At 67.2% G+C, this 24,628-nt stretch carries 26 protein-coding genes; 16 read left to right on the plus strand and 10 right to left on the minus strand.

Annotated features, from left to right (window positions below):
* Window positions 1-3: 3 nt before the first annotated feature.
* On the plus strand, window positions 4-483 hold the full coding sequence (locus tag HH308_RS07900; RefSeq protein WP_170193638.1) for a DinB family protein: 480 nt from the start codon (window positions 4-6) through the stop codon (window positions 481-483).
* A gap of 119 nt (window positions 484-602) precedes the next feature.
* On the opposite strand, the gene HH308_RS07905 is transcribed toward HH308_RS07900, so the two are convergent.
* Window positions 603-1,289 (minus strand): GNAT family N-acetyltransferase, encoded by a 687-nt coding sequence (locus tag HH308_RS07905; protein ID WP_170193639.1) that lies wholly within the window; start codon window positions 1,287-1,289, stop codon window positions 603-605.
* A gap of 92 nt (window positions 1,290-1,381) precedes the next feature.
* Between HH308_RS07905 and HH308_RS07910 the strand changes: the two genes are divergently transcribed.
* A complete protein-coding gene (locus HH308_RS07910) occupies window positions 1,382-1,942 on the plus strand; it encodes an ankyrin repeat domain-containing protein (RefSeq protein ID WP_170193640.1) in 561 nt (186 codons plus the stop codon).
* A gap of 5 nt (window positions 1,943-1,947) precedes the next feature.
* Here the strand turns inward: HH308_RS07910 and HH308_RS07915 are convergent, their stop codons facing one another.
* Window positions 1,948-2,781: a dienelactone hydrolase family protein gene (locus HH308_RS07915; protein WP_170193641.1), complete on the minus strand. Its 834-nt coding sequence runs from the start codon at window positions 2,779-2,781 to the stop codon at window positions 1,948-1,950.
* Complete coding sequence (locus HH308_RS07920; protein ID WP_170193642.1) at window positions 2,778-3,152, minus strand: nitroreductase family deazaflavin-dependent oxidoreductase; 375 nt, start codon at window positions 3,150-3,152, stop codon at window positions 2,778-2,780. Before HH308_RS07920 ends, HH308_RS07915 begins: the two co-directional genes overlap by 4 nt.
* 91 nt (window positions 3,153-3,243) lie before the next feature.
* Here HH308_RS07920 and HH308_RS07925 point away from each other — a divergent pair, with 91 nt between their 5' ends.
* From HH308_RS07925 to HH308_RS07935, 3 genes are all read left to right on the plus strand, one after another.
* A complete protein-coding gene (locus HH308_RS07925) occupies window positions 3,244-3,945 on the plus strand; it encodes a TetR family transcriptional regulator (protein WP_211188275.1) in 702 nt (233 codons plus the stop codon).
* Between the two features lie 91 nt (window positions 3,946-4,036).
* Window positions 4,037-5,200, plus strand: a complete 1,164-nt coding sequence (locus HH308_RS07930; RefSeq protein ID WP_170193643.1) for an acyl-CoA dehydrogenase — start codon at window positions 4,037-4,039, stop codon at window positions 5,198-5,200.
* A 120-nt stretch (window positions 5,201-5,320) separates the two neighbouring features.
* Entirely contained in the window at window positions 5,321-6,298 is a 978-nt protein-coding gene (locus tag HH308_RS07935) for a type IV toxin-antitoxin system AbiEi family antitoxin domain-containing protein (RefSeq protein WP_170193644.1), read from the plus strand.
* A gap of 82 nt (window positions 6,299-6,380) precedes the next feature.
* On the opposite strand, the gene HH308_RS07940 is transcribed toward HH308_RS07935, so the two are convergent.
* A complete protein-coding gene (locus tag HH308_RS07940) occupies window positions 6,381-7,085 on the minus strand; it encodes a TIGR03089 family protein (RefSeq protein WP_170193645.1) in 705 nt (234 codons plus the stop codon).
* Window positions 7,085-9,013 carry an LCP family protein gene (locus HH308_RS07945; protein WP_312870458.1) on the minus strand — a complete coding sequence of 643 codons (1,929 nt, stop codon included), beginning with the start codon at window positions 9,011-9,013 and terminating at the stop codon, window positions 7,085-7,087. The genes HH308_RS07940 and HH308_RS07945 overlap by 1 nt, the downstream gene beginning before the upstream one ends.
* Before the next feature lie 186 nt (window positions 9,014-9,199).
* Between HH308_RS07945 and rfbD the strand changes: the two genes are divergently transcribed.
* From rfbD to HH308_RS07960, 3 genes are read left to right on the plus strand one after another with little or no spacing between them, the layout of a single operon-like run.
* Window positions 9,200-10,105 carry a dTDP-4-dehydrorhamnose reductase gene (gene rfbD / locus HH308_RS07950; RefSeq protein ID WP_170193646.1) on the plus strand — a complete coding sequence of 302 codons (906 nt, stop codon included), beginning with the start codon at window positions 9,200-9,202 and terminating at the stop codon, window positions 10,103-10,105.
* Window positions 10,106-10,156: 51 nt separating this feature from the next.
* Entirely contained in the window at window positions 10,157-11,074 is a 918-nt protein-coding gene (locus HH308_RS07955; protein ID WP_170193647.1) for a glycosyltransferase family 2 protein, read from the plus strand.
* The gene (locus tag HH308_RS07960) at window positions 11,064-12,161 is read left to right on the plus strand and encodes a mannose-1-phosphate guanylyltransferase ManB (RefSeq protein WP_170193648.1); all 1,098 of its coding nucleotides are present in this window, start codon (window positions 11,064-11,066) and stop codon (window positions 12,159-12,161) included. Before HH308_RS07955 ends, HH308_RS07960 begins: the two co-directional genes overlap by 11 nt.
* A 98-nt stretch (window positions 12,162-12,259) precedes the next feature.
* On the opposite strand, the gene HH308_RS07965 is transcribed toward HH308_RS07960, so the two are convergent.
* Window positions 12,260-12,922 carry an O-methyltransferase gene (locus tag HH308_RS07965; protein WP_170193649.1) on the minus strand — a complete coding sequence of 221 codons (663 nt, stop codon included), beginning with the start codon at window positions 12,920-12,922 and terminating at the stop codon, window positions 12,260-12,262.
* Between the two features lie 183 nt (window positions 12,923-13,105).
* On the opposite strand from HH308_RS07965, the gene sigE reads away from it, so the two are divergent.
* The 4 genes from sigE (at window position 13,106) to tatB (ending at window position 16,212) form a co-directional block, all read left to right on the plus strand.
* Window positions 13,106-13,729, plus strand: coding sequence for an RNA polymerase sigma factor SigE (gene sigE, locus HH308_RS07970; RefSeq protein WP_170193650.1), 624 nt, complete (start codon window positions 13,106-13,108; stop codon window positions 13,727-13,729).
* A 179-nt stretch (window positions 13,730-13,908) separates the two neighbouring features.
* Window positions 13,909-14,343, plus strand: coding sequence for a hypothetical protein (locus HH308_RS29705; protein WP_312870459.1), 435 nt, complete (start codon window positions 13,909-13,911; stop codon window positions 14,341-14,343).
* Between the two features lie 11 nt (window positions 14,344-14,354).
* The gene (locus HH308_RS07975; protein WP_312870460.1) at window positions 14,355-15,764 is read left to right on the plus strand and encodes a S1C family serine protease; all 1,410 of its coding nucleotides are present in this window, start codon (window positions 14,355-14,357) and stop codon (window positions 15,762-15,764) included.
* Window positions 15,765-15,774: 10 nt separating this feature from the next.
* Window positions 15,775-16,212, plus strand: a complete 438-nt coding sequence (gene tatB, locus HH308_RS07980; protein ID WP_170193652.1) for a Sec-independent protein translocase protein TatB — start codon at window positions 15,775-15,777, stop codon at window positions 16,210-16,212.
* A 24-nt stretch (window positions 16,213-16,236) separates the two neighbouring features.
* Here tatB and HH308_RS07985 read toward each other — a convergent pair whose 3' ends face one another.
* The 4 genes from HH308_RS07985 to HH308_RS08000 form a co-directional block, all read right to left on the minus strand.
* Window positions 16,237-17,379 carry an Mrp/NBP35 family ATP-binding protein gene (locus HH308_RS07985; RefSeq protein WP_170193653.1) on the minus strand — a complete coding sequence of 381 codons (1,143 nt, stop codon included), beginning with the start codon at window positions 17,377-17,379 and terminating at the stop codon, window positions 16,237-16,239.
* Between the two features lie 28 nt (window positions 17,380-17,407).
* The gene (locus HH308_RS07990; RefSeq protein ID WP_170193654.1) at window positions 17,408-18,460 is read right to left on the minus strand and encodes a lytic transglycosylase domain-containing protein; all 1,053 of its coding nucleotides are present in this window, start codon (window positions 18,458-18,460) and stop codon (window positions 17,408-17,410) included.
* A 161-nt stretch (window positions 18,461-18,621) separates the two neighbouring features.
* The gene (locus tag HH308_RS07995) at window positions 18,622-19,134 is read right to left on the minus strand and encodes a DUF1003 domain-containing protein (RefSeq protein WP_170193655.1); all 513 of its coding nucleotides are present in this window, start codon (window positions 19,132-19,134) and stop codon (window positions 18,622-18,624) included.
* Entirely contained in the window at window positions 19,131-20,435 is a 1,305-nt protein-coding gene (locus HH308_RS08000; RefSeq protein WP_170193656.1) for a magnesium transporter MgtE N-terminal domain-containing protein, read from the minus strand. Before HH308_RS08000 ends, HH308_RS07995 begins: the two co-directional genes overlap by 4 nt.
* Window positions 20,436-20,510: 75 nt before the next feature.
* On the opposite strand from HH308_RS08000, the gene HH308_RS08005 reads away from it, so the two are divergent.
* From HH308_RS08005 to HH308_RS08020, 4 genes are all read left to right on the plus strand, one after another.
* Window positions 20,511-20,996, plus strand: coding sequence for a YflT domain-containing protein (locus tag HH308_RS08005; protein WP_170193657.1), 486 nt, complete (start codon window positions 20,511-20,513; stop codon window positions 20,994-20,996).
* A gap of 149 nt (window positions 20,997-21,145) precedes the next feature.
* Window positions 21,146-22,573, plus strand: a complete 1,428-nt coding sequence (locus HH308_RS08010) for an extracellular solute-binding protein (RefSeq protein ID WP_170193702.1) — start codon at window positions 21,146-21,148, stop codon at window positions 22,571-22,573.
* A complete protein-coding gene (locus HH308_RS08015) occupies window positions 22,570-23,781 on the plus strand; it encodes a carbohydrate ABC transporter permease (RefSeq protein WP_246284364.1) in 1,212 nt (403 codons plus the stop codon). The genes HH308_RS08010 and HH308_RS08015 overlap by 4 nt, the downstream gene beginning before the upstream one ends.
* Window positions 23,782-23,796: 15 nt before the next feature.
* Entirely contained in the window at window positions 23,797-24,627 is an 831-nt protein-coding gene (locus HH308_RS08020; RefSeq protein WP_170193658.1) for a carbohydrate ABC transporter permease, read from the plus strand.
* Window position 24,628: the final 1 nt, after the last annotated feature.

The following is a 24,628-nucleotide window of genomic DNA, read 5'->3' on the forward strand; positions in this document are numbered from 1 at the left end:
GGAATGAGCGGCGCCGACGTGGACCCCGATGCGCTGGCGGCGGCGTATGAGCTGATCGCCGGCGAGTTGTTCGACGACATCTCCGCGGTGCTGGGGCGTGTCGACGACGTCACGGTCAACGCGACGCCCGACGTCGACGGGGTCAATTCGGTGTTCGCACTGGTCACTCACATCGACGGCATGGTCGGCTACTGGCTGGGTTCATTGGTCGCCGGACACGACATTCCGCGCGACCGGGCCGCCGAGTTCGTCGCGACGGGTACGGTGGCGCAGGCGCGAGAGTTGGTGGCGCAGACACGAACTCGAGTCGCCGACTGGCTGCCGGTCGCACTGCACGAGGGAATTCGCAACCCGTCGGCCGTGGGGACGACGCGTCGGGACGCGGCGTCGTCGACGCCGGAATTCGTGCTGCTGCACGTGCTGCGGGAAATCGCGCAGCACGTCGGGCATCTGCAAGTCTGCGCGGACGTGGTGGCGCGATGACGCGGCGCCCGATTGCCGTTGCGGTGTTCGTCTGAGTGCAGGTGGGGCGAGTTCAGTTGTCCGGCAATAGTTTCCGGTCTCCGGTCGACGGCTGTCACAGATTGCTGCCGATCCCGCCTTCACCGCGTCCGCAGAATCTCCAGCTTCACTTCGCTCCGCAACACGAAACCCAATGCCTCATAGAGTTTTCGGGCCGGATTGCCCGCGGTGGTGTGCAGGAACGGCTGATCGCCGCCGGCGCGGATACCGGCGCCGACGGCACGGATCAGCGTCGACGCCAGGCCGCGGCCCCGCGCCGACGGCGCCGTGCACACCCCGCTGATCTCGGTCCAGCCGTCCGGGCGCATCCGTTCGCCCGCCATCGCGACAAGAGAGCCGTCGTCGTCGCGGACGCCGAGATAGGTACCCATCTCGATGGTGCGCGGCCGGAACGGGCCGGGTCTGGTGAGGGTGACCAGTGCGGTCATCTCGGGAACGTCGGCGGCGGTGAGTTCGATGACGTCACCGATGCCGTCGGAATCGGTCGTGTCGAGATTCTCGCCCGAATACTGCACCAGGTCAAAGGATTCCAGCAGTTCCCAGTCGGCCGGCAGCGGCTGTCGCCGGTCGCGCATCGACACTGTGCTGCCTGCCGAGAGCGCCGCGAGGTGGTGCCAATCGTCGTCGGCCAATTCGCGCGGATGCCCGTAAAAGACCGAGACGTCGGGGTGGTAGCGGGCGACGCGACCCTTCACCTGCGCGAGATCTGACTGGCGGCCGAACAGCGCGGTGGTGATCGGGTCGTCGAGCGGATGGGCGGATGTCACCGATCCAGTGTCGCGCAAGGCCGCGCGGCGGGTATGTCAGGGGGCGGGGTTATGTTCGGTGGGCAATGTCATCACGGATGAGGAGGACACACGTGAGCGGACATGGAGATGGGGTGGTCGAGCAGCTGTACGACCAGGCGAAGGCGGGCGAGTGGGACGCGGTGCTGATCCGGTTCGGCGCAGATCCGACGTCGGCCGCGCGGTGCAGCCGGTTCGTCAAGCCGACGTCGGGCTGGACGTTTCTGCACCAGGCCGCGTATGCCGGACACAGTCCGGCGGCGCGTGCGCTGATCGGGCTGGGCGCGGCCGTCGATGCGGCGGCGGCGTCGGGCGAGACGCCCAACGGTGTCGCCCGACGCCGCGGACACGTCGGTGTCATGCGCTTGATCGACGACGCCGCAGCCCGTGGAGCGGGGCTGTGGGCGCCCTCACCGGACCAGACGCTGATGCCCGCGAGCAGCGCCTGGCAACAAGCTCAGCGACGGCGGGCGCTGCTGACCCGCCGCGTTGCGTACGGCGGGGGAGCAGTTGAGATACCAGCCGGCGCAACGTATTTCGTCGACGACTACGAGCGCACACTGATCGGATGGCACGGCACCTACGATCCGCCGAGCGGAATGGACGGCGAATCGCTGGTGGCGTTGCGAGAGTAGCGCCGCTACCCGGCAGGTTGGACCGCCAACTTCGTCGCGAAGAAGTCGAGGACCTCCAGCAAGGTGTCATGCGTCGGCTGCCCGGGCTCGTCGATGAGATGCTCGGTGAGCACCGAGTGCGGCGGCAGCAGAGCCTCGGGATTGGCAGCGGTGTCAGGCAGTTCGACGCCGATGAACGCATCACCGAGTTGCTCGCGCAGGTAGTCGAACCGCCCCGCCGGGGAGAGTTTGTCACCCTGGAACCGCAGGCCCATCACCTGCAACCCCGCGGCGCACCGGGTCTTGACCGTCTCGAGGTCCCGCGGGCTGATGTCGATGCAGTGGGCGTCGCCGATCGGACGGAACGGAAGGGAGGGCTGCGAGAGGACCGGTGCGAGCATGCGGTCGTCGACCGACATCGCCAACGCGAAGCCGCCGGTGAAGCACATGCCCACCGCGCCGACGCCGGGACCGCCGAAGCGTTCGTGGGAGTCGGCGGCGAGAGCGCGCAGCCAGGTCACCACCGGCGACGACTTCCCGGTCGCCAACTTGGTGAATTCCCTGCTGACACAGAGCCTCCCGACGAACTTCGTCATCGCCGTGGCGACGCCGGGGATCTCATCGCGACGAGTGACCACCGGATCCAGTCCGTCTTCGCCGAACAGCGAGGGCATCACCACGGTCATACCGCGGTCGGCGACGCGTCGGGCGAAGTCGGCGACCCGCGGTGTGATGCCGGGGACCTCGGCCATCACGATGACGGCCGGGCCGGTGCCCTTGGTGTACGTGCGATGAGTGACGTTGTCGTGGGTGAAACTGCCGCGGGTGAAGTCGTCGAGCGGATCGATCGTGGCGCTCACGCCGGGATCAGCGTTCCGTTGAGTACCGACTCGAACGCCTTCGCGGGCAGGCGGGCACCCTTGACGATGTCCGGCGAATCGGACGGAATGACCCGTGGCCCAACGACTTTGAAGCGCTTCGAATTGCGGATCAACTCGAAGTTGCCTGCCTCCTGGACATTGCGTACCCAGTCGGTCTTGCGGCCGTAGGTGAGGACGATCGACAGTCGGTCACCGTTGACCCAGGCGAGCACCGGCGTCGAATACTTGGTCCCGGAGCGGCGGCCGACGTGCTCGACGACAGCCCACGGCGCGAGGCGCGGTGCCCAGATTCCCTGGATCGGGTTGGTGACATGTTTGTTGAAACGTGCAACGGCCATCGGAATCTTCATGGCCCAACGATAGGCGATCGGGCTGGATCGGGGGATCCGTCTACGGGCGGAAATGGGCACGCGGTGCCGGGCATCGGTGATACTGAGTGTCATGGTGAGCCCTTCCGAGTCGACGGCCGACGATCCCGCCGAGTTTCGCCTGCGAGTGGTCGCGGAGTCGATCCGAATGTTCGCCGAGAACAGTTACGAGTCGACGACCGTCGACCAGATCGCGGCCGCCGCAGGCATTTCCCGCCGCACCTTCTTTCGTCAGTTCGGGTCCAAAGAGGATGTGATCTTCGCAGATCACGAAGCCCTTTTCGAGCGAGTGGCGCAGCATCTGGCCGATGTCGGAGGGGACCCGTGGGCGGCGCCGTGTTCGGGCGCGGAGATCGTTTTCACCCACTTCCTGGCGACACGTGAGCTGGCGGTTCGCCGATTCCGGGTCGTGCAGGAAGTGCCCGCGCTGCGTGACCGCGAGTTGGTCACCACCTACCGCTATCAGCGAATGTTCGAGGAGAACCTGCGCTCGCGGCTTCCCGAGGAATCGGCGGCTCACCTCGCCGGATACGCGGCGGCGGTGACCGGTGCGCATAACTACCTGCTGCGGGCGATGATCCGCGGCGAAGCGTTCGCGACCCTCGATCGACTGCGTGCCGAGCTGCGTCGTATTCGCCTGGCACTCGGTGCCGCGGACGTCGGCGTCGAGCAGGCGATCACCGTCGTCACGTACCCGGCGAACGCCGATCCCGACCAGGTCGCCCGCCGAGTCCGCGAACAGCTGCGTACCGACGGCCGTGGTCGGGGACAATAAACTTCGCCCAGATGGTTGACGTGGCACGCAGTGCCGTGATCAACTGGAATCCCACCAACAACTTGGCACGCAGTGCCGTGAGGAGCCGGTCATGGGTTTCGGTAACCCCGACTTCGACATTTTCCAGCTGCCCGAGGAGCACGTCGCACTGCGTGAGGCGATCCGCGACCTCTCCGAGAAGCAGATCGAGCCGTATGCCGCCGCCGTCGACGAAGAGGCGCGCTTCCCGCAGGAGGCGCTCGATGCACTCGTCGCGTCGGGCTTCAACGCCATTCACGTTCCCGAGCAGTTCGACGGTCAGGGCGCCGACTCGGTCGCCGCGTGCATCGTGATCGAAGAGGTCGCCCGCGTCTGCGCGTCGTCGTCGCTCATCCCCGCGGTCAACAAACTCGGCACCATGGGCCTGATCCTCAACGGCTCCGACGAGCTCAAGGCGCAGGTGCTTCCGTCAATCGCGGCAGGCGAGGCGATGGCCTCCTACGCTCTGTCCGAGCGCGAAGCGGGCTCCGACGCCGCATCGATGAAGACCCGCGCCCGCCGCGACGGCAGCAATTGGGTGCTCAACGGCTCCAAATGTTGGATCACCAATGGCGGCAAGTCGACGTGGTACACCGTCATGGCCGTGACCGATGCGGCCAAGGGTGCCAACGGCATCTCCGCGTTCATGGTGCATAAGGACGACCCGGGCTTCACGGTCGGGCCGCTGGAGAAGAAACTCGGCATCAAGGGCTCGCCGACCGCGGAACTGTACTTCGAAGAGTGCACCATCCCCGAAGACCGGATCATCGGCGACGAGGGCACCGGCTTCAAGACCGCGCTGCAGACCCTCGATCACACCCGTCCGACCATCGGCGCGCAGGCCGTCGGCATCGCGCAGGGAGCGCTGGACAAGGCGATCGAGTACGTCAAGGATCGCAAGCAGTTCGGCAAGTCGATCAGCTCGTTCCAGGGCGTCGAATTCATGATCGCCGACATGGCGATGAAGGTCGAAGCAGCCCGCCTGATGGTCTACACCTCGGCCGCTCGCGCCGAGCGTGGCGAGAAGAACCTCGGGTTCATCAGCTCGGCGTCGAAGTGCTTCGCCTCCGACGTCGCCATGGAGGTCACCACCGACGCCGTGCAGCTCTTCGGTGGGGCCGGCTACACGCGCGACTTCCCCGTCGAGCGCATGATGCGCGACGCCAAGATCACCCAGATCTACGAGGGCACCAACCAGATCCAGCGCGTGGTGATGAGCCGCGCACTGCTGCGCTGACCTCGCCGCATATCCGACACAAATGCTCAGGTCCGACACTGTTTCAGTGTCGGACCTGAGCGTTCTTGTCGGATATGCAATTCGAGGGATCCAAACGCGCTGCCGCTGCGTCTAAGTGTCATGGAGTTTCCCATCGACGCCGACGGTTACATCCGTTGCGAGCGCGCCATCAGTCTCGGATACGACCGCCACAGCCTGAGCAGAGCTGCCCGGGCCGGCGAACTAGTGCCCGTCGCCCCGGGAATCTATGCGGTACCGGCGGATCGGACACCCGAGGCGTTGCACCGAACTCGTGTTCTCGCGGCTCAGTCGGCGCCCGATGCGGCCGTCTCGCACGGATCCGCGGCGGTGATGAGGGGTCTGTCGATGCTGAGTCCGGACCTGTCCGCGCTCGATCTGACGTCGGCGACGTCGGGCCGCGGCTATCGGCGCCGACACCGCCACATCCACCCGGGACCGCTGGAACCGTCCGACGTCGAAGAAGTCGACGGCATCTGGCTGACCACTCTCGAGCGGACTGCGTTCGACGTCGCGCGCACCAGTCCACATGGCTTCGCCGGCGCTCTCGCGGTGTTCGACGCGGCATTGCGGATGGGGGCCGACCCCGCTGTGATGAGCGGTTACGGGCGAGAGCCGCGCACCGGCGTCGGAGTCGCTCGCCGGGCGCTGGCGTTCGCCGATCCCAGGTCGGAGAATCCTGGCGAATCGTGGAGTCGCGCGCAGATGATCGCCGCCGGAATCACGCCGCCGACGCTGCAGCGCGAGATCTTCGACCGGCGAGGGAACTTCGTCGCGCGAACCGACTTCGACTGGGTCGACGAGAACGGCGTCGTCACGCTGGTCGGCGAATTCGACGGACTCGGCAAGTACCTCAAATATCTGCGACCGGGGGAATCGCCCGAGCAGGTGATCAAGCGGGAGAAAACGCGGGAAGGCCGGTTGCAGGACCTCGGCATCGTGATCACGAGGTGGTTGTTCACCGACCTGGTGGCGCAACGGATGGCGCCACGGCTGATCGCCCAACTGCGCACCTTGCGGTTGCCGACGCCGACACCCATCCGCGCGGTGGCGAACCCCGCGCTGGGCCGCCCCGCATGAACACATCCGACACAACGGCTCAGGTCCGACACGATTGCAGTGTCGGACCTGAGCCGTCGTATCGGATCTGCGGTTCGCCGCCCTACCTCATCCTCGACGTCGCGCGCTCCGCGGCCAGTTTGGCCTCGACCTTGGCGGGATCGGGGTCGGCGACCGTCACCAGTGACGCTCCGACGACGAGCGGCGCGAGCAGCTGCCCGACGATCCCGTCGGCGTCGTGCCAGGGCAGCGTCGTCAGGACGCGCAAACCCGCCGTGATCCCGGCGTCGACGGCGCCGGCACGCGCCGCGTCGAGGACTTCGGTGACCGACCGGCCGTCCAACGCCGATCCGGCGGCGATGCCCGCGGCGGAGTACTGATCACCGTGTACGCGCACCGCGCTGCCGAAGTCGGCGACGCCGATCGGCAGATCCTTGAGCGGCAGCGCGAACGGATCCAGCGATGCGACGACGACCTCGTCGGCGTCGTAGCGGTCGACGTCGTCGAGGGTGACGAATGCGACCGACACGTGCCCGACGTCGGAGCTGCCGGTGTGCACATGCGCGCCGGCCCACCACGCGCCGAGCAGAATCGCCGCGGTCTGCCAGTGTTCGGGCAGGTCGACGACGACGTCGTCGCCCGCGAGTACTCCCACCTCGTCGCGCAGGAAGTTGGCGGTCTTGGCCGCCCAGTTGCCCAGCGTCGCGGCCGACAGCTCGGTGCGTTCGCCGGTGCCGTCGTGATAGTAGGTCAGCATCGGCTGGGAGTAGTCGGCGACTGCGTCGAGCAGTGCTGCGGTAATCGTCATCAGTTCACACACACCGGTCCATCGGTGCCCGCGGAAATCGCCGAGGGCGCTTTGGGTTTCGCCGTCGCCGCGGCCTTGCTGGCATCCGACGACGGACCGGTGTCGGAGATCGAACCGGGCCCCTCGAAGGTGTTGGTCAGCACCACCCGCAGGGTGTCGGCCGGCAGCGCCGGGTCTTCGCGGATCGTCGAGATGCCCAGGTCGCGGGCCAAGGCCGACGAGGCGTCGCCCTTGCTGTGCGTGTAGATCACGCTGTCGCGGTCGTTCGCCGTCGACGTCGAAACCTTGCCGTTCTGAAACCCCTTGGCGGACAAGATGTTTGCGACGTTCGCACCGAGTCCGTCGATGGTGCCGGCGTTGACGACGTCCACCTTGTAGTCGCCGCGGTCGAATCCGCCGGACTTCGACGGTCCGCTGAGCAGGCTCTGGGTGAATTTCTTGACCGCCGCCGGATCGACCTGCACGACACTCTGGGTGCCGTCCTCGCTCCAGCCCTGCTCGGAGACCACCGGGATGGTGGAGAATTTCACATTGCCGCCGGAGAGATCCTTGAGCTGCCCGGCGAAGTTGAGCACGTCCCAGTTGTCGTCGATGACGACCGACCGCGAGATGGCCTGTTGCAGTTTCGACAACTGGCCCGTGTCGGTCAGCGTGTGCGTCGAGAGGATCTTCTGCGCGAGCGAGGCCATGAAGACCTGCTGGCGGGTGATGCGGTCGAGGTCGCCGCGCGGAAGGTCGTGGCGTTGCCGCACGAACGCCAATGCCTTTCCGCCGCTGAGGGTTTGGCGTCCGGCGCGGAACCGCGCGCCCGAAAGAGGTTCGTTGACAGCGGATTTCAGACATACGTCGACGCCGCCGACCGCGTCGGTCAGCAGCGCGAAGCCGAGCAGTCCCACCTCGGCGTAGTGATCCACCTGCACGCCGGTGAGGTCGGCGACGGTCTGCACGAGCGCCTTGCGCCCGGCCTGGGTGCCGTCGGTCTCGGCTTTCGCCGGGTCGGTTCCCGCCTCCACCTCGGTGCGTCGGACATGCTCGCGGGTCGCGCCGTAGGCGGCGTTGATCTTGCTCATGCCGATCCCGGGAACGTTGACGTAGGCGTCGCGGGGAATGGAGATGGCGGTCGCCGACGCCCCGTTGTTGGGGATGCGGATGAGCACGATCGTGTCGGTGCTCGACGACACGTCATTGCCGGTGCGCAGCCATTTCAACTCCTGATCCGACAGCGGATTGCCTTTGGCGTCCGTACGCGAATCCATGCCGACGAGCAGGATGTCCACCGCGCCGTCGCCGCCGGAACCCAGGTCGAGGCCGCCGAGCTGGGTGATGCCGCCCTCGATCCCGCGGACGCTGTTCCAGGTGTAACCGCACGCGATCAGCACGACGGCCGAGAGCAGGGCGACGACGATCCGGCCGGCCCAGCGCCCGCGGTCGGGGATCGCGGTCAGCAACCGCGCCGCGCCGGGCGGCGGCGGGTCCGCGGGAGCGGGTTTGGGGGCGCGCTTGACGTCGGCCTTCGGAGCGGAAGGCCGACGCTTGCCCGGCGGCGGTTGCCTGCGTTCGGACGTCTCCCGAGGTGGTGCGGGCGCATCCGGGCGCCGGGTGCGTCGTTCGGTGCCGGTCTGCGTCGCTCCGGGCGCAGCAGTGCCGCGTCGGGCAGCCGACCGTTGCGGGTCGCGGGTGTGGATCTCGCCGGAGGACCGGCGGACCTCGCCGTCGTTGGGGATGCGCTGCGGCCGCGGCCGATCACCGTCGGGCCGTGGACGTCGAGGCGTTCGCTCGGCGTCGATGGGGCGTCGAGCCTGACCGTCGCGGGTGGGCTGCCTGCGGGGGGCGCCCTCGCGGGTCTCGGGCGGTCGACGGACGGGCGGGCGTTGCGTCGGCGGTTGCGCGGCACGCTGGTCGGGGGTACGAGGGGAACGAGAATCCACCGGTCCGGTTGCTCCCTGTCGTTGTTCGGGCAGCGGACTGCACGCTGCGGCTGAGACTATTGCTGTTACAAAAGTTTCTGGTGTTACTCCCAAGGCTACTGGTGCGTCCACCAAAGTCGGGGAGCGCAACGCCGAAGCGACGCCCGGCAGAGCACTCTGAAACGTCCATATGCTCAGATGATCCATATGAATGCAGGTGTGGTCTTTCTCACCGGAGCGGGTGGCCAACTCGGCCGAGCCCTGCTCGCAACCGTTCCCGACGGCATCACCGTGCGACCGCTGACGTCGCACGACCTCGACATCGCCGACGACGCCGCGGTGCAACGACGTCTGGCCGCGCTGACACCCGACGACATCGTGATCAACTGCGCCGCCTACACCGACGTCGACGGCGCCGAGACCGACCGCGAAGGCGCATGGGCGGGCAACGTCCACGGTCCGGCCAACCTCGCGGGTGCGTGCGCGGCGTCGGGGGCGTGGCTCATCCACATCTCCACCGACTACGTGTTCGACGGCCCCGCCGCGGGTGCCGGCGCGCCGACGACGCGCACCGAGCCGTACGAACCGGACGACGCCGCGACGTCGAACCCGCCGACCGTCTACGGCGAGACCAAACTCGCCGGGGAACGGTCGGCGCAGAAGGCGAATCCGCAGGTCACCATCGTACGGACGGCATGGGTATATACCGGCGGCGAGCACAGCCGCGACTTCGTCGGGACCATGCGCCGACTGTCCGCGCAACGCGACACGCTGTCCGTGGTCGACGACCAGACCGGTTCACCGACGTACGCCTACGACCTCGCCCGCGGCCTCTGGGAGCTTGCGACGCTGCCGGCCCGCGACGACGTCGTCGGGCACGTGCTGCATGCGACCAACTCGGGGCAGGCGACGTGGTGGGAACTGACCCGCGCGATCTTCACCGACCTCGGGCTCGATCCGCGGCGGGTGCAGCCGTGCACCACCGACGAATTCCCCCGGCCGGCGCCACGTCCGGCGTACTCGGTGCTCTCCGGGGCCGCCTGGCGGCAGGCTGGGCTCACGCCGTTGCGCGACTGGCGGCTCGCGCTCGACGACGCGCTCGCCACACAGTGACGCCGCGTGCGGGATTTTCCGGGTTACCGCCGAGTTAGCTACCCTTTGCGGGTGACTGATCAGCTGGCCGTGGTGACGGTGACATATTCGTCGGGCGACTATCTGACGACCTTTCTCGACACCCTCGCCACCGCGACCACGCACTCGCACCGCGTCGTCATCGCCGACAACGGCTCCGACGACGGCGCACCCGAACGCGCCGAACGGGAACGCGACAACGTGACGCTGGTGCGGACCGGCGGCAACATCGGCTACGGCGGAGCGATGAACCGCGGCGTCGCCGAGGTGGACCCGGGAGTGGAGTTCGTCGTCATCGCCAACCCCGACGTCGCCTGGGAACCCGGTTCACTCGACGAACTGCTCGACGCCGCGCACCGCTGGCCGCGGGCGGGGTCACTCGGCCCGCTCATCCGCGAACCCGACGGCACGGTCTACCCGTCCGCGCGGCGCGTCCCCGACCTGATCTCCGGCACCGGCCACGCCCTGCTGGGCGCGGTGTGGAAGTCGAACCCGTGGACCACGGCCTACCGGGAAGAATCGTCGGCGCCGGTCGAACGGCCCGTCGGGTGGCTGTCCGGATCGTGTCTTCTGTTGCGGCGCAACGCATTCGACGCCGTCGACGGCTTCGACTCGCGGTACTTCATGTACATGGAGGACGTCGATCTCGGCGACCGTCTCGGCAAGGCGGGATGGCTCAACATCTTCGTCCCGACGTCGCATATCGTCCACACCAAGGGCCACGCCGCCGGGCGGAATCCGGAGAAGATGCTGCCCGCGCACCACGAGAGCGCTTACCGTTTCCAAGCGGATCGCAACCCGGGCCCCTGGCGGGCACCACTGCGGCTGGCGTTGCGCGCCGGACTCGCCGCGCGCTCCAAAGTGGCCGTAGCCGCGGCCCGGCGCGCCCTCGACAAGGCCGACGCGGCACCCGCGAACCACGATCAGGAAGGAACGTCGAATGTCGACTGAACCCAACGCACCCGAGCGGCCCGAGGTTCAAGCCGTCATCCTCGTCGGCGGACAGGGCACGCGGCTGCGGCCGCTGACGCTGTCGGCGCCCAAGCCGATGCTGCCCACCGCGGGTCTGCCTTTCCTGACACACCTGCTCTCGCGCATCCACGCCGCCGGCATCGACGACGTCGTGCTCGGCACCTCCTTCAAAGCCGAAGTCTTCAGCGAGTACTACGGCGACGGCTCCAAACTCGGCATGAACCTGCGCTATGTCACCGAAACCGAGCCACTCGGCACCGGCGGCGGCATCCGCAACGTGCTGCCCGAACTCACCGCCGACACCGTCTTGGTCTTCAACGGCGACGTCCTCGGCGGTACCAACGTCCGCGACGTCCTCGACACCCACGCGACGTCGGGCGCCGACGTCACGCTGCACCTGGTGCGCGTCGGCGACCCGCGCGCCTTCGGATGCGTCCCCACCGACGACACCGGCCGAGTCACCGCCTTCCTGGAAAAGACCCAGGACCCGCCGACCGATCAGATCAACGCGGGCACCTATGTCTTCCGCCGCTCGGTGATCGAGGAAATCCCGTCCGGGCGACCGGTATCGGTCGAACGCGAAGTGTTCCCCGGACTGCTCGCCCAAGGCCGCCACGTCCAAGGCCACGTCGACCACGCCTACTGGCGTGACATGGGCACCCCCGAAGACTTCGTCCGCGGCTCGGCCGACCTGGTCCGCGGCATCGCGCCCTCGCCGGCACTGGGCGACCGGCACAGCGAATTCCTCGTCCACGAAGGAGCGGGCGTCGCCCCCGGAGCCGTTCTCATCGGCGGCACCGTCGTCGGCCGCGGAGCCGAAATCGGGCCCGGCGCGCGTCTGGACGGCGCGGTCATCTTCGACGGCGCCATCGTCGAGGCAGGTGCCGTCGTGGAGCGCAGCATCATCGGCTACGGGGCCCGCCTCGGTCCGCGCGCCCTGGTGCGGGACACCGTCATCGGCGACGGAGCCGACATCGGCGCCCGCTGCGAACTCCTCCGCGGCGCTCGCGTCTGGCCGGGAGTGCAGATACCCGACAACGGAGTGCGGTTCAGCACCGACGTCTAGGGTCGGGGGTGCGGCGGCGGCCCTGAGAACTGTCGCTGCATGACTCACCGGGGGGAATCTGCCCTCGGTGGGCTGTGTGTTTGCAGGTCTCAGGGGCCCTATGTCTCGCGCGACTTGGCTGCCGCCAGCACGCCGCTGCCCAAGGGAATCAGCACCGGCAACAGCCTGTCGTCGTCGGCGATGATGAGCGCCGCTTCGCGCGCCGCGACGGTCACCGGATCGTTGGACTCCGGGTCCCCGACGGTGCCGTCCGCGGTGGCGTTGTGCACGACGACGATGCCGCCCGGCCGCAAGATGCGGATGGCCTCGGTGACGAAGCGTGGATGGTTGATCACCGGGCCGTCGATGAAGACCAGGTCATACGAGTCGTCGGCCAGCCGGGGCAGCACGTCGCGTGGGGTTCCGTTGATCAGCCGGGTGCGGCCCGGCGCGACGTCGGCGCCGCCGAACGACTCGCGAGCCGCTCGGTGGTACTCGCTCTCCGGGTCGATCGTGGTGAGTACGCCGCTCTCCGACATCCCGTTGAGCAGCCACAATCCGCTCACGCCTGCGCCGGTGCCCACTTCGACGACGGCTCGCGCGTCGGTGGCCCGCGCGAGCAACGACAGCAATGCGCCGACCGACGGGGCGATCGCGGGCGCACCGAGTTCTTCGGCGCGTTCCCGGGCGGCGAGCAGGGCGTCGTCTTCGACGATCGCGGATTCGGCATAGGCGAGAACGGCAGCCGCCGTCGGCTGCGTCCGCGCGCGAGAGTCGGTCACAGCGTCGAGCTTAGGCGATGTGCCCGCGCAGACATCCTCATGCAACGCTCAGGTTGTTCATACTGCTGCCACAAGCCGATGGGAGAAGGTCTATACCAACGACGGAATACCGCCGCGTACGGTGACGTTCACCATAGTGCAGAGGGCGCAAACTGCGTCCCGGGAAGGGACTGGCCACACACGATGACTGCTCCTGCAGGATCTTCAGCAGCACATGACGAGCTCGACGGATCGACGATCGTGGGCGGGACCGCTGGTTTCGACGCCACAGGTGATTCGACGCTGATGCCGTCGTGGGACGAACTCGTCCGTGAGCATGCCGATCGTGTCTACCGCCTCGCTTACCGGCTGTCGGGCAATCAGCACGACGCCGAGGATCTCACTCAGGAAACGTTCATCCGGGTGTTCCGTTCCCTTCAGAATTACAAGCCGGGCACCTTCGAAGGCTGGCTGCACCGCATCACCACGAACCTGTTCCTCGACATGGTCCGCCGCCGCAACAAGATTCGGATGGAAGCACTGCCCGAGGAGTACGACCGCGTCCCCGCGAACACTCCCGACCCGCAGCAGGTCTTCGCCGATGCCAACCTCGACCCGGTCCTGCAGAGCGCCCTCGATCAGTTGGCCCCGGAATTCCGCGCCGCCGTCGTCCTGTGTGACATCGAAGGCCTTTCCTACGAGGAGATCGCGACGACTCTCGGTGTGAAACTCGGCACCGTTCGCAGCCGCATCCACCGCGGTCGCCAGACCATCCGGGACTTCCTGATCGCCCAGGGACTGACTGATTCCCGAGCTGTGCTCAATTAGCTCGCTGTCGGGTGGCGCTGAAGTCGAGCGCGATCACGTCAGTCGCGCAACCACCTGATGTGGCGAGCCCGCGAGCACAGGAACTTCAGCGACCGGCCGTTCGTTGGTAGCCTCGGATAGTCTTGAAAGGTGGTCGGGCGCAGTCGGCGTTCGGCCCCACGAACGAAAGGGGTCGCGAGGTGTCCGACCGCACTGCAGGCGCTCCGTTCGCGGGTGATGCGAATGATCTGCGCGGGCGTCGGCGATCGCCGTGGAACCCCGCGACATGGACCCCGGCGACCACGTCGTTCGCTGCCAATCCCCGCTACCGCGCTCCGGGTACGCCGGGTGGCCGCAGGTTCGCCGCCACCGAACATCTCGCGCCCGAGGCGGTCGCCGCCTACGTCGACGGCGAACTGACGGTCAATGCGCACCTCCGCGCGGCCGGCCACCTGGAACTGTGCGCTGAATGCCGCGGTGCGGTCGATGCGCAGTCGTCGGCGCGGACTATGCTGCGATCGTCGTCGGGTCCGTTGTCGGTGCCGCCGTCGCTGCTCGGGCAACTCGCCGCAATTCCGACCCAGGAGATCGACATGACCAACCGCGGTCCACTGCACCCCAGGCGGGGCCGATAGCGTTGACCGGGGTGACATCGCCGACCGAAGCCAGTGTGTTCGGTCGTCCTGAGGGGGTGAGCGGATCATTCGACGAGTCGAAGACGCCGTTTCCCGGTAAACCCCAGCCGACGATCGCCGCGCCGGACCCAGTCCTCGCCGAGGCTTTCGGACGTCCGGCCGACAGCGACGAAACGCTGCAGCGTGATCCCGACGCGCGCTACGGCGTCGACGACGAACCCGACGCCGATCCCGACCCCTGGCGTGATCCGGACAGCCCCGCGTCGTTGACGGCGCCCGCGCTCAACTCCGCCAGGCGCGCCGAGCCGACCGTTCCCGGGCCCAAACTGGGCGTCAAGGATGTGCTGTTCGGCCGGGGGATCGCCTGGTCTGCGCTGGTGACTCTCGCGGTGCTGGCACTCGCGATCGGCCTGCTCGGCGGCCTGATGGGCCGCTGGACGGCAGAGGTCGTCGCACCGCTGAACTCCGACACCGTCGAATTGGCCACCGGAGACGCCAACGATCAGCGTCCGGCGGGCGCGATCACCAAGGTGGCCGACGCGGTCGGCAAGTCGGTCGTATCGATCGATGTGCGATCCGGCTCCACCGGAGGCACCGGATCGGGATTCGTCATCGCCAAAGAGGGCTACATCCTCACCAATAATCACGTGATCTCGATGGCGGCTAACGACCCCGGCAACAGCCGCATCGAAGTGGTGTTCTTCGATCGGACCCGGGTGCCCGCGCGGATCGTCGGGCGTGACCCGAAGAACGATGTCGCGGTCGTCAAAGTCGATGATGTGAACAATCTCACCGTCGCGAAGATCGGCAATTCCGACGATCTGCAGATCGGCCAAGAAGTGATCGCCTTCGGTTCGCCGTTGGGCCTGGAACGCACCGTGACCAGCGGAATCGTGTCCGCGCTGCACCGGCCGGTCGCGCTGCGGCCCGACGAAACGTCCGACACCGACGCCGTCCTCGACGCCATTCAGACCGACGCCGCGATCAACCCCGGCAACTCCGGTGGCCCGCTCGTCGACGACGCCGGGGCAGTCATCGGCATCAACACGGCCGGGCGCACCGCGGGTGGCGGATCGATCGGACTCGGCTTCGCCATTCCGATCGACCAGGCGATTCCCATCGCACAAATACTGATAGCGCACGGCAAGGTGCAGCATGCGCAGGTCGGCATCAACGCACGCGACGTCCGAAACACCAAGGTGCTCGGCGCGCAGGTCGTCAACGTGGTGCAGGGCGGACCGGCCGACGCCGCGGGCGTCCGCGAAGGCGACGTCATCACGTCGTTCAACGGGAAGCAGATCGAGGGAGCAGACGAGCTGACCGTCGCGGTGCGCACGTCGCAGATCGGAAAGTCTGTCCCGTTCGTCTATTGGCGCGGTGGCCGCACGTTCAACGGCTCCATGACTCCGGCCTCCGACTAGGACACGGGATATGTTCGGCAATATCGGTTGGGGCGAGATCATGGTCATTCTCGCCGCAGGACTGATCATTCTGGGGCCCGAGCGGCTGCCGGACGCGGTGTCCTGGACGTTGAAGTCGGTCCGGCAGGTGCGCGACTACGCCTCCGGCGCGACGAGCCAGCTCAAGGATGAGCTCGGGCCCGAGTTCGAGGAACTGCGCAAGCCGCTCGCCGATATCAACGAGTTACGGGGCATGACGCCGACCGGCTTCGTCACCAGGCATCTGCTCGACGGCGACGCGTCGTTCCTGTCGCCCAAGACCTATTTCGACGATGATCCCGCCCCGCAGCGACCCGCGCCGAGCAGGCCGCCGATACCCGCTGCGCCCGACGCCCCGGCGGTGGACATGGCCAAGAAGGACCCACCTCAGCCGCGCAGGCACGACATCGCCGACTGGGACGCGACATAGATCCGGGCGCGTACGCCCCGGACCTCAGCGTCGTGTCGTATCGATGCCCAGACTCATCCCGGCCAGTCCGCGCTTGCGGACGGCCAGCTTGTCGGCGATCGCACGCAACGCCGAGCCGGCGGGGGACTCCGGAGCTGACAGCACCACCGGGTTGCCCGCGTCACCGCCTTCGCGAAGGGCGGTTTCCAGCGGAATCTGGCCCAGCAGTTCGACATTCGCGCCGACGGCGCGGGTGAGCCGCTCGGCGACCTGCTCGCCGCCGCCCGACCCGAAGGGCTCCATGCGGGTGCCGTCGGGCAGCTCGAGCCAGGACATGTTCTCGATGACGCCGAGCACCTTCTGCCGCGTCTGCAGGGCGATGGCGCCGGCCCGCTCGGCGACCTCGGCGGCGGCCTGCTGCGGAGTGGTGATGACGACGATCTCGGCGCCCGGGATCAGCTGCGCGATGGAGATGGCGACGTCGCCGGTGCCCGGCGGGAGGTCGAGCAGCAGGATGTCCAGGTCGCCCCAGTAGACGTCGGCGAGGAACTGCTGCAGCGCGCGGTGCAGCATCGGGCCGCGCCAGGTGACCGGGGTGTTGCCGTCGGTGAACTGGCCGATCGAGATGAACTTAACCTCGTGGCTGATCGGCGGCATGATCATCCGTTCGACCTGGGTCGGCTTGGCGTCGCTACCGAGCATCCGTGGTACCGAATGGCCATAGATATCGGCGTCGAGTACTCCGACGGACAGTCCGCGTGCGGCCAGCGCAGTCGCCAAATTGACTGTGACACTTGACTTTCCGACGCCACCCTTGCCCGACGCCACGGCGTAGACGCGCGTCAGCGAGCCTGGCTGCGCGAACGGGATGACCGGCTCGTCCTTGTCCCCGCGCAGGTGCTTGCGCAACTCGGTGCGCTGTTCGTCGTCCATCACGTCGAGTTGCACGTCGACGGCCCCGACACCGGGGACGTCGGATACCGCGGTCTGCACGCGCCCGGAGATCTCGTTGCGCATCGGGCAGCCCGACGTCGTCAACAGGACCACGACGTCGACGCTGGCGTCGTCGTTGACGGTGATCGACCTGACCATTCCGAGGTCGGTGATCGGTTTGCCGATCTCGGGATCGTTGACCTTGGACAGAGCAGCGCGCACCGACGATTCGGTGGGGACGGCGACGGTAGACATCGCCTCTCACATTACCGGCGAACCGAAATCAACGGGCCTGCGGTACCGGTACGGGTGACTTGGGAGCCGTCGGCTTCGGTGCGGGCTTGGGGCTGGGCTTCGGCTGAGGTGCGGGCACCGGGAAGCCCGGCAGGCACACGATGAAGCAATTCTGTCGGGGTTGCGTGGTCGGCTTTGTCGTCGGGGTGGTCGGCGTACCCGACGTCGACGGCGTGGTCTTCGCGGTCGTGGTGGTCGACGCCGCGCGCCGCGGATCCTTCGGTGGGTTGGTCGGCATCACGCCGGTGGCATAGGCGGCCGCCCAGCCGAGCACGTTCGTCACGTACTCCATCGAATGGTTGTACCGCAGGACCGCGGTCACCTCGTTGTTTCCGGCCATGATGTCGGCCATGCCCGAGCAGAGGTAGCGTCCCGCCGAGTAGGTGGCGTCGAAGATGTTGTTCGGGTCGGCCTTGCCGTCGCCGTTGGCGTCGGATCCCCACTTGGCCCAGGTGCTGGGGATGAACTGCATCGGCCCCATTGCCCGCACGGCCTGTCCGGAATGGTCGAGGATCACTTCGTTGCCCGCCAGGGTGCCGTCGAGCGCCGGACCGTTGATCGGCGTCAGCGTGTTGCCATACGAGTCGACGTTGCCGTTGCCCGCATGGTTCGACTCGATCCGACCGATGCCCGCCAACAGGAACCAGGGCAGTTTGCAGATCGGTTCTTCGTCGGCGAGGCGGCTCGCCGCGAGCTTGTAGGCCTGCAGCACGACGCCGGGAATCCCGAGCGGTCCGGACGGCAGATCGGCGGCGAGCCGGAACTGCGGTGCGATCAACGACGCCGGGAGGGGCGCGGGCGGAGCGAAGTTGTTCATCGCTTGAACGCTGCCCGACGCCGGAACAACTCCGACGACGGCGGGGGCCGCGACGGGAGCGCCGGTCAAGACGGGTGCGGCGTCGTCGGAATGCGCGCTCGACGTCGCCGCGCCCATCACGATCGCGGCGATCAAGGCGCCGCCGACTCCCGTGGCCACGGCTCGCCGAGCCGACGACGAAGGACTCGGCCCGTCGGCTCGTTGCCAGAATCGCAGCCTGCTCATGCTCGATCCCCGCGCGCGCTGGTCGGTGGCACCGCCCGTTCCCCTTCAGTCAGACTGCACGAATGTGTCCCACCATACAGTCGGCGACCGAGTGCAGTATCGCGAACCCGGGAATTGTTATCAGTGCGAGCTAGTTGAGATGCGCACCGCCCGTCAATCAGCTACTCCGGGTCGGTGGACTGGTCACCTGCCGACCGGTTCGCGAGACGCTCGACCAGATCGTCGAGTAGGTCGTCGAGCTCTTTGCGCAGGTAGTCGCGGGTGACCGTGTCGCCGACCGCCAGCCGGACGGCCGCCAGCTCGCGGGCGAGGAATTCGGTGTCCGACTTGGTTTGCGCCGCTCGCGTCCGGTCCTCCTCCAGGGCGATCTTGTCGCGATTCTCCTGCCGGTTCTGTGCCAACAGGATCAGCGGTGCCGCGTACGCCGCCTGTGTCGAGAACGCCAGGTTGAGCAGGATGAACGGGTAGGGATCGAATCGGAGACTGACTGCGACGAGGTTGATGAAGATCCAGACGATCACGAACACCGTCTGATACGCGAGGTACTGACCGGTGCCCAGGAATCGGGCGATTCGCTCGGCGTACACGCCGATGATGTCTGCGTCGACATGGAAGATCGGGCCGCGGCGCGACGTCGGGGTATCGAGTCGGCGGCCGGAGGTTTCAGAACTCATGCGCCCGGCTCCAGTCGGTTCGAGTCGGCGTCGTCGTCGGGTTCGTTCTCTCGCCAGTCGCGCGGCAGGAGTTCGTCGAGGAGGTCGTCGACGCTGACGGCGCCGAGCAGGTGCCCGTCGTCGTCGACGACGGGTCCGCAGACCAGGTTGTAGGTGGCGAAGTAGCGGGTCACGGTTTCCATCGAGTCTTGGGGGCGCAGCGATGTGAGGTCGGTGTCGAGGATGCCGCCGACGATATTCGCCGGCGGCTCTCGTAACAGGGCCTGCAGATGCACGCAGCCGAGATACTTTCCGGTGGGAGTCTGCGTCGGCGGGCGGACCACGAAGACCAGACTGGCCGCGGCCGGGGTGACGTCGGGGTTGCGTGCTCGCGCCAGCGCCTCGGCGACGGTCGTCGCAGCCGTGACGATCAGGGGTTCGGGCGTCATCAGACCGCCCGCGGTGTCGGGGGAGTGCACTAGCAGTCGTCGGACCGGCTCGGACTCCTGCGGGTCCATCCGCGTCAGCAGGGCCTCGGCTTCGGTGATCGTCATCTCGCCGAGGAGGTCGGCGGCGTCGTCGGGGTCCATCGCCTCGAGCACGTCGACGGCCCGGTTGCGGTCCATATGCGCGATCATCGCGGTCTGATCGTCGGGCGGGAGTTCGGCCAGCACGTCGGCGAGGCGCTCGTCGTCGAGTGCGGCGGCGATCTCGTCACGCCGCTTGTCGGGCAGCTCGCGCAGTGCGTGTGCGACGTCGGCCGGGCGCATGCCCTCGAACTGCAGCAGCACCTGGGCCACGCCCTGTCCGGGCAGGTTCAGTGATGTGTGGGTGATGCCCTGCACGTGCGACCACTCGACGATGTGCGTCTCGCCACGCCGGCCGAGCCGCATCCGTCCACCGCGCACCGCGACCCTGGTGACCAGCCAGTCGCGGGTGCGGGTCTGCTCGATGCCGAGATCGACGACGGTGAGATCGGTGTCGTGCAGGTCGGTGAGGTCGGGGTCGTCGGTGCGGACCCGGGTCTCCAGAATCTGCCCGACGGCCAGGGCCTCGCCGGGCCGCAGCGAAAGCCGTCGCAAGCTGATGGTGCCGGTGGTGAGGGTCACGGCCTGCGGATCGATAGTGGTGACGCGCAGCATCGGCACGAATATTCGTCTGCGCGTGGTCAATTCGACGGCGAGTCCGAGTACTCGCGCGGGCTGCCCGTTGAGCCGGATCGAGACGATTGCGTCGCGCACGCGCCCGATTGCTTCGCCGTCGGGGCCAAGGACTGCGAGGCCGACTAGTCTGGCCACGAAGAGCTTGTTTACCGATGCCATGTGGCTAAGCGTAATGCCCGTGCGGGCATCCGCATCGCATCGGCCGTATTGCGAAACAGGAGAGAGGTCGACGCGATGAGCAATCCCATGCGGCCGGGACGTGAGACCCCGGGGCTGCCCACGCCGCCGCAGGGCTGGCCGATCGGCTCCTACCGCACCTACGCCGAAGCTCAGCGAGCGGTCGACTACCTGTCCGACGAGCACTTTCCGGTGCAGGAGGTGACGATCGTCGGGGTCGATCTGATGCAAGTGGAGCGGGTCATCGGTCGATTGACGTGGCGCAAGGTGGTCGGCGGCGGACTCGTGTCCGGCGCATGGCTCGGCCTGTTCTTCGGCTTGTTGGTGAGTTTCGTTGTGACTCAACCGATTCTGCCGATCGTGCTCGGTGTGATCGGCGGCATGGTGTTCGGTGTCATCTCGACGTCGATCCCGTATGCGGCCACCCGGGGAACCCGCGACTTCGCCTCGACGATGCAGTTGGTGGCCGGGCGCTACGACGTGCTGTGCGAGCCGCGCGACGCCGAACGTGCGCGTGACATGCTCGCCAAACTCAACATCTAGGTCTCGTCGGAGAATCCGAAAACAAAAACGGCACGCTTATACCGATTGTGTTGCATGTCACGAACGGCTACCGATACTGTAAGCCGTCATTTCTACTCGTGATTCTCTACGCGTGAGGAGGCCACGTGCAACGCAGGTTGCTCAAAAGAATGGTCATCGCGGCGGCGGCGTTGACGGTCGCGGTTCCGACCGTCGCGGCCTGCGGGTCCGGCTATGAGGCCGGGGTCATCAACATCTATCCGCCCGCCGACGGCGCGTCGGAGATCGCGAAGGTCGCCGAAAAGTGTTCGGCCGACTCCGGCGGGGCATATCGGATCGTGAGCACCCCGCTGCCGAAGTCCGCCGACGACCAACGGCTTCAGTTGGCCCGACGGCTCGCGGGCAACGACCACGGCTTGGATCTGATGGGCATGGACGTCGTGTGGACCGCCGAGTTCGCCGATGCCGGATGGTTGCAGCCGGTACCCGACGATCTGGCGAAAACCATTTCGGCGCAAACACTTTCCGGCCCGTTGGAGACCGCGCGCTGGAAGACGCCCAGCGACACCGGCAAGCGCCTATACGCGATTCCCACGTGGACCAACACGCAGTTCGTCTGGTACCGACCCGACATCTTGAAGCAGTACCTGCATCGCACCACGGCTCCCACGACGTGGGATCAGATGCTCGCCGACAACAAGGTCATCACCGACGCGGGCGGGCCCAGCTACATCATGGTGCAGGGCAAGCAGTACGAGGGCCTGATGGTCTGGTTCACCGCCGTGCTCGCCAGCGCGGGCGGTGCGATCCTGGACCCGAACGATCCCACCAAGGTCACCCTCGCCGACACCCCCGAACATCGCGCCGCGACGGTGAAGGCGCTGCAGATCCTCAAGGCGGTCGCCACCGCGCCCGGCCACGACCCGTCGCTGACCAACTCCGACGAGGGCGCCGGACGTCTGGGAATGGAGACCGGCAAGGCGTCGTTCGAGATCAACTGGCCGTTCGTCTTCGCGTCGATGCGCTCCAATGCCGCAGCCGGTGACGTGCCCTTCTTCACCGACGGCGGCAAGCTGATTCCGGCGCTGGCGCCCTACGCGTCACTGCTCACCAACACCGACAATCCGCCGACCGACGCCCAACTCGTCAAGCCCAACAAGGTGATTCGCACCAAGTTCAACTGGGGCCTGTATCCGGGCGTCAGTGCTGATCAGACGATGCGCCCGCCGCTGGGCGGCATCAACATCGCCGTCGCGAGCACCTCGCGTCAACCCGAGCTGGCCTTCCGTGCCGCGCAGTGTCTGACCGACGCACAGGCGCAGAAACAGTACGCGGTGTCGGGCGGCACGCCGCCGACGATCTCGTCGATCTACGACGAACCCGATTTCAAGGCCGCATACCCGATGGGCGACGACATCCGCACTCAACTCGAAGTACCCGGCCCGCCGGTTCGTCCGGAATCGCCTGTATACCAATCGATTTCGACGCTGGTGACGGCGAAGCTGTCGCCGGTGGGGCAGTGGGATCCCGAAGCGATGGTCGACCCGTTGGTCGAGCAGGTGCGCAAGGCGATCGACGGGAAAGGACTGGTGCCATGACCGATCGCAGCAACGATTCGGGTGACGACGTCACTCGTACCGGACGCCATGCCATGCCGGACTTCCCGGACAACGATTCCCGAGCTCAGCCGAATGTGCGCCGGTCGGCGCCGCCCCCGGCGCAGGCGCCCGGGACGGAGTCGTGGGGGCAACCCACGAGACCCGCTGCGCCGCAGCCGGTGTCGCCGTCGCCGGCGGGGCAGCCGGCGATGGTCGGTGCCACCGCAGGCCCTGGTATCCCCGGGGCGTCGAATGTCCCGGCGTCGAATGTTCCTGCGGCGAGTGTCCCGGCCGCGTCGGTCCGCGGAGCGGGTAGACCGGCGAAGGCGTCGGGCGGGCGTTCCGGTGAACGGCGCCTCGCGTTTTGGATGGTCGCCCCCGCGGCGCTGCTGATGGCGCTGGTGACCGGCTACCCGATCGTCTACGCGTTCTGGCTGTCGCTGAACAAGGCCAGTCTGTCGGCTCCGGGGAAGAGTTCGTTCGTCTGGTTCGCCAATTACGCGACGGTGCTCAGCGACTCCTATTGGTGGAATGCGTTGGGCGTCACCGTGTTCATCACCGTCATCTCGGTGGCGATCGAGCTGGTCTTGGGCATGGCGATCGCCCTGGTGATGCACCGCACGATCTTCGGCAAGGGCGCCATCCGCACCCTGGTGTTGATTCCGTACGGCATCGTCACCGTCGCCGCGGCGTTCTCCTGGTACTACGCGTGGACCCCCGACACCGGATATCTCGCGAACCTGCTGCCCGACGGCTCCGCGCCGCTGACCGACCAGTGGCAGTCGCTCGCGGTGATCATTCTCGCCGAGGTGTGGAAGACGACGCCGTTCATGGCGCTGCTGTTGCTGGCCGGTCTCGCGCTGGTGCCCGACGACCTGCTCAAGGCCGCCGAGGTCGACGGCGCAGGTGCGTGGACTCGGTTGTGGCGCATCATCATTCCGCTGATGAAGCCGGCCATCCTGGTCGCCCTGCTGTTCCGTACACTCGACGCGTTCCGGATCTTCGACAACATCTACGTCCTGACGCACGGCTCGAACAACACCGCGTCGGTGTCGATTCTCGGTTACGACAACCTGTTCAAAGCATTCAACCTCGGCATCGGGTCGGCGATCAGCGTGCTGATCTTCATCTGTGTGGCGATCATCGCGGCGGTGTTCGTCATCGGATTCGGCACTGCCGCACCGGGTTCCGACGCAGAGGGGAAGTGACGCATGGCAACCGCAATGGCAACCTCAGTGAACAAGAAGGTCGGCTGGACCGTCGCGAACCTGCTCGTCGTGCTCTACGCCGTGATCCCACTGCTGTGGATCGTCAGTCTGTCGTTCAAGTCGTCGGGCACCGTCAAGGACGGCAACTTCATCCCGCGCGAGTGGACCTGGGAGAACTACAAGGGCATCTTCTCGACCAGCGCCTTCACCAGTGCGCTGATCAACTCGATCGGCATCGGCCTGATCACCACGCTGATCGCGGTGGTGATCGGCACCATGGCGGCCTATGCCGTTGCGCGACTTGACTTCCCGGGCAAGAAGCTGCTGATCGGCGCGGCCTTGCTGATCGCCATGTTCCCGCAGATCTCGCTGGTCACACCGCTGTTCAACATCGAACGCAGCGTCGGGCTGTTCGACACCTGGCTGGGCCTGATCATTCCCTACATCACCTTCGCGTTGCCGCTGGCGATCTACACCCTCTCCGCGTTCTTTCGGGAGATCCCGTGGGAACTGGAGAAGGCCGCCAAGATGGACGGTGCCACACCGTGGCAGGCGTTTCGGCGGGTGATCGCTCCGCTGGCCGCACCCGGCGTGGTGACCGCCGCGATCCTGGTGTTCATCTTCGCGTGGAACGACCTGCTGCTCGCACTGTCGCTGACCTCGACCGAACGCGCGATCACCGCGCCGGTCGCGATCGCGAACTTCACCGGCAGTTCGCAATTCGAGGAGCCCACCGGTTCCATCGCCGCGGCCGCCGTAGTCATCACCATTCCGATCATCATCTTCGTGCTGATCTTCCAACGTCGAATCGTCGCCGGTCTGACCTCCGGCGCGGTGAAGGGGTAAT

Source organism: Gordonia asplenii (assembly GCF_012933505.1).
Classification (GTDB): Bacteria; Actinomycetota; Actinomycetes; order Mycobacteriales; family Mycobacteriaceae; genus Gordonia; species Gordonia asplenii.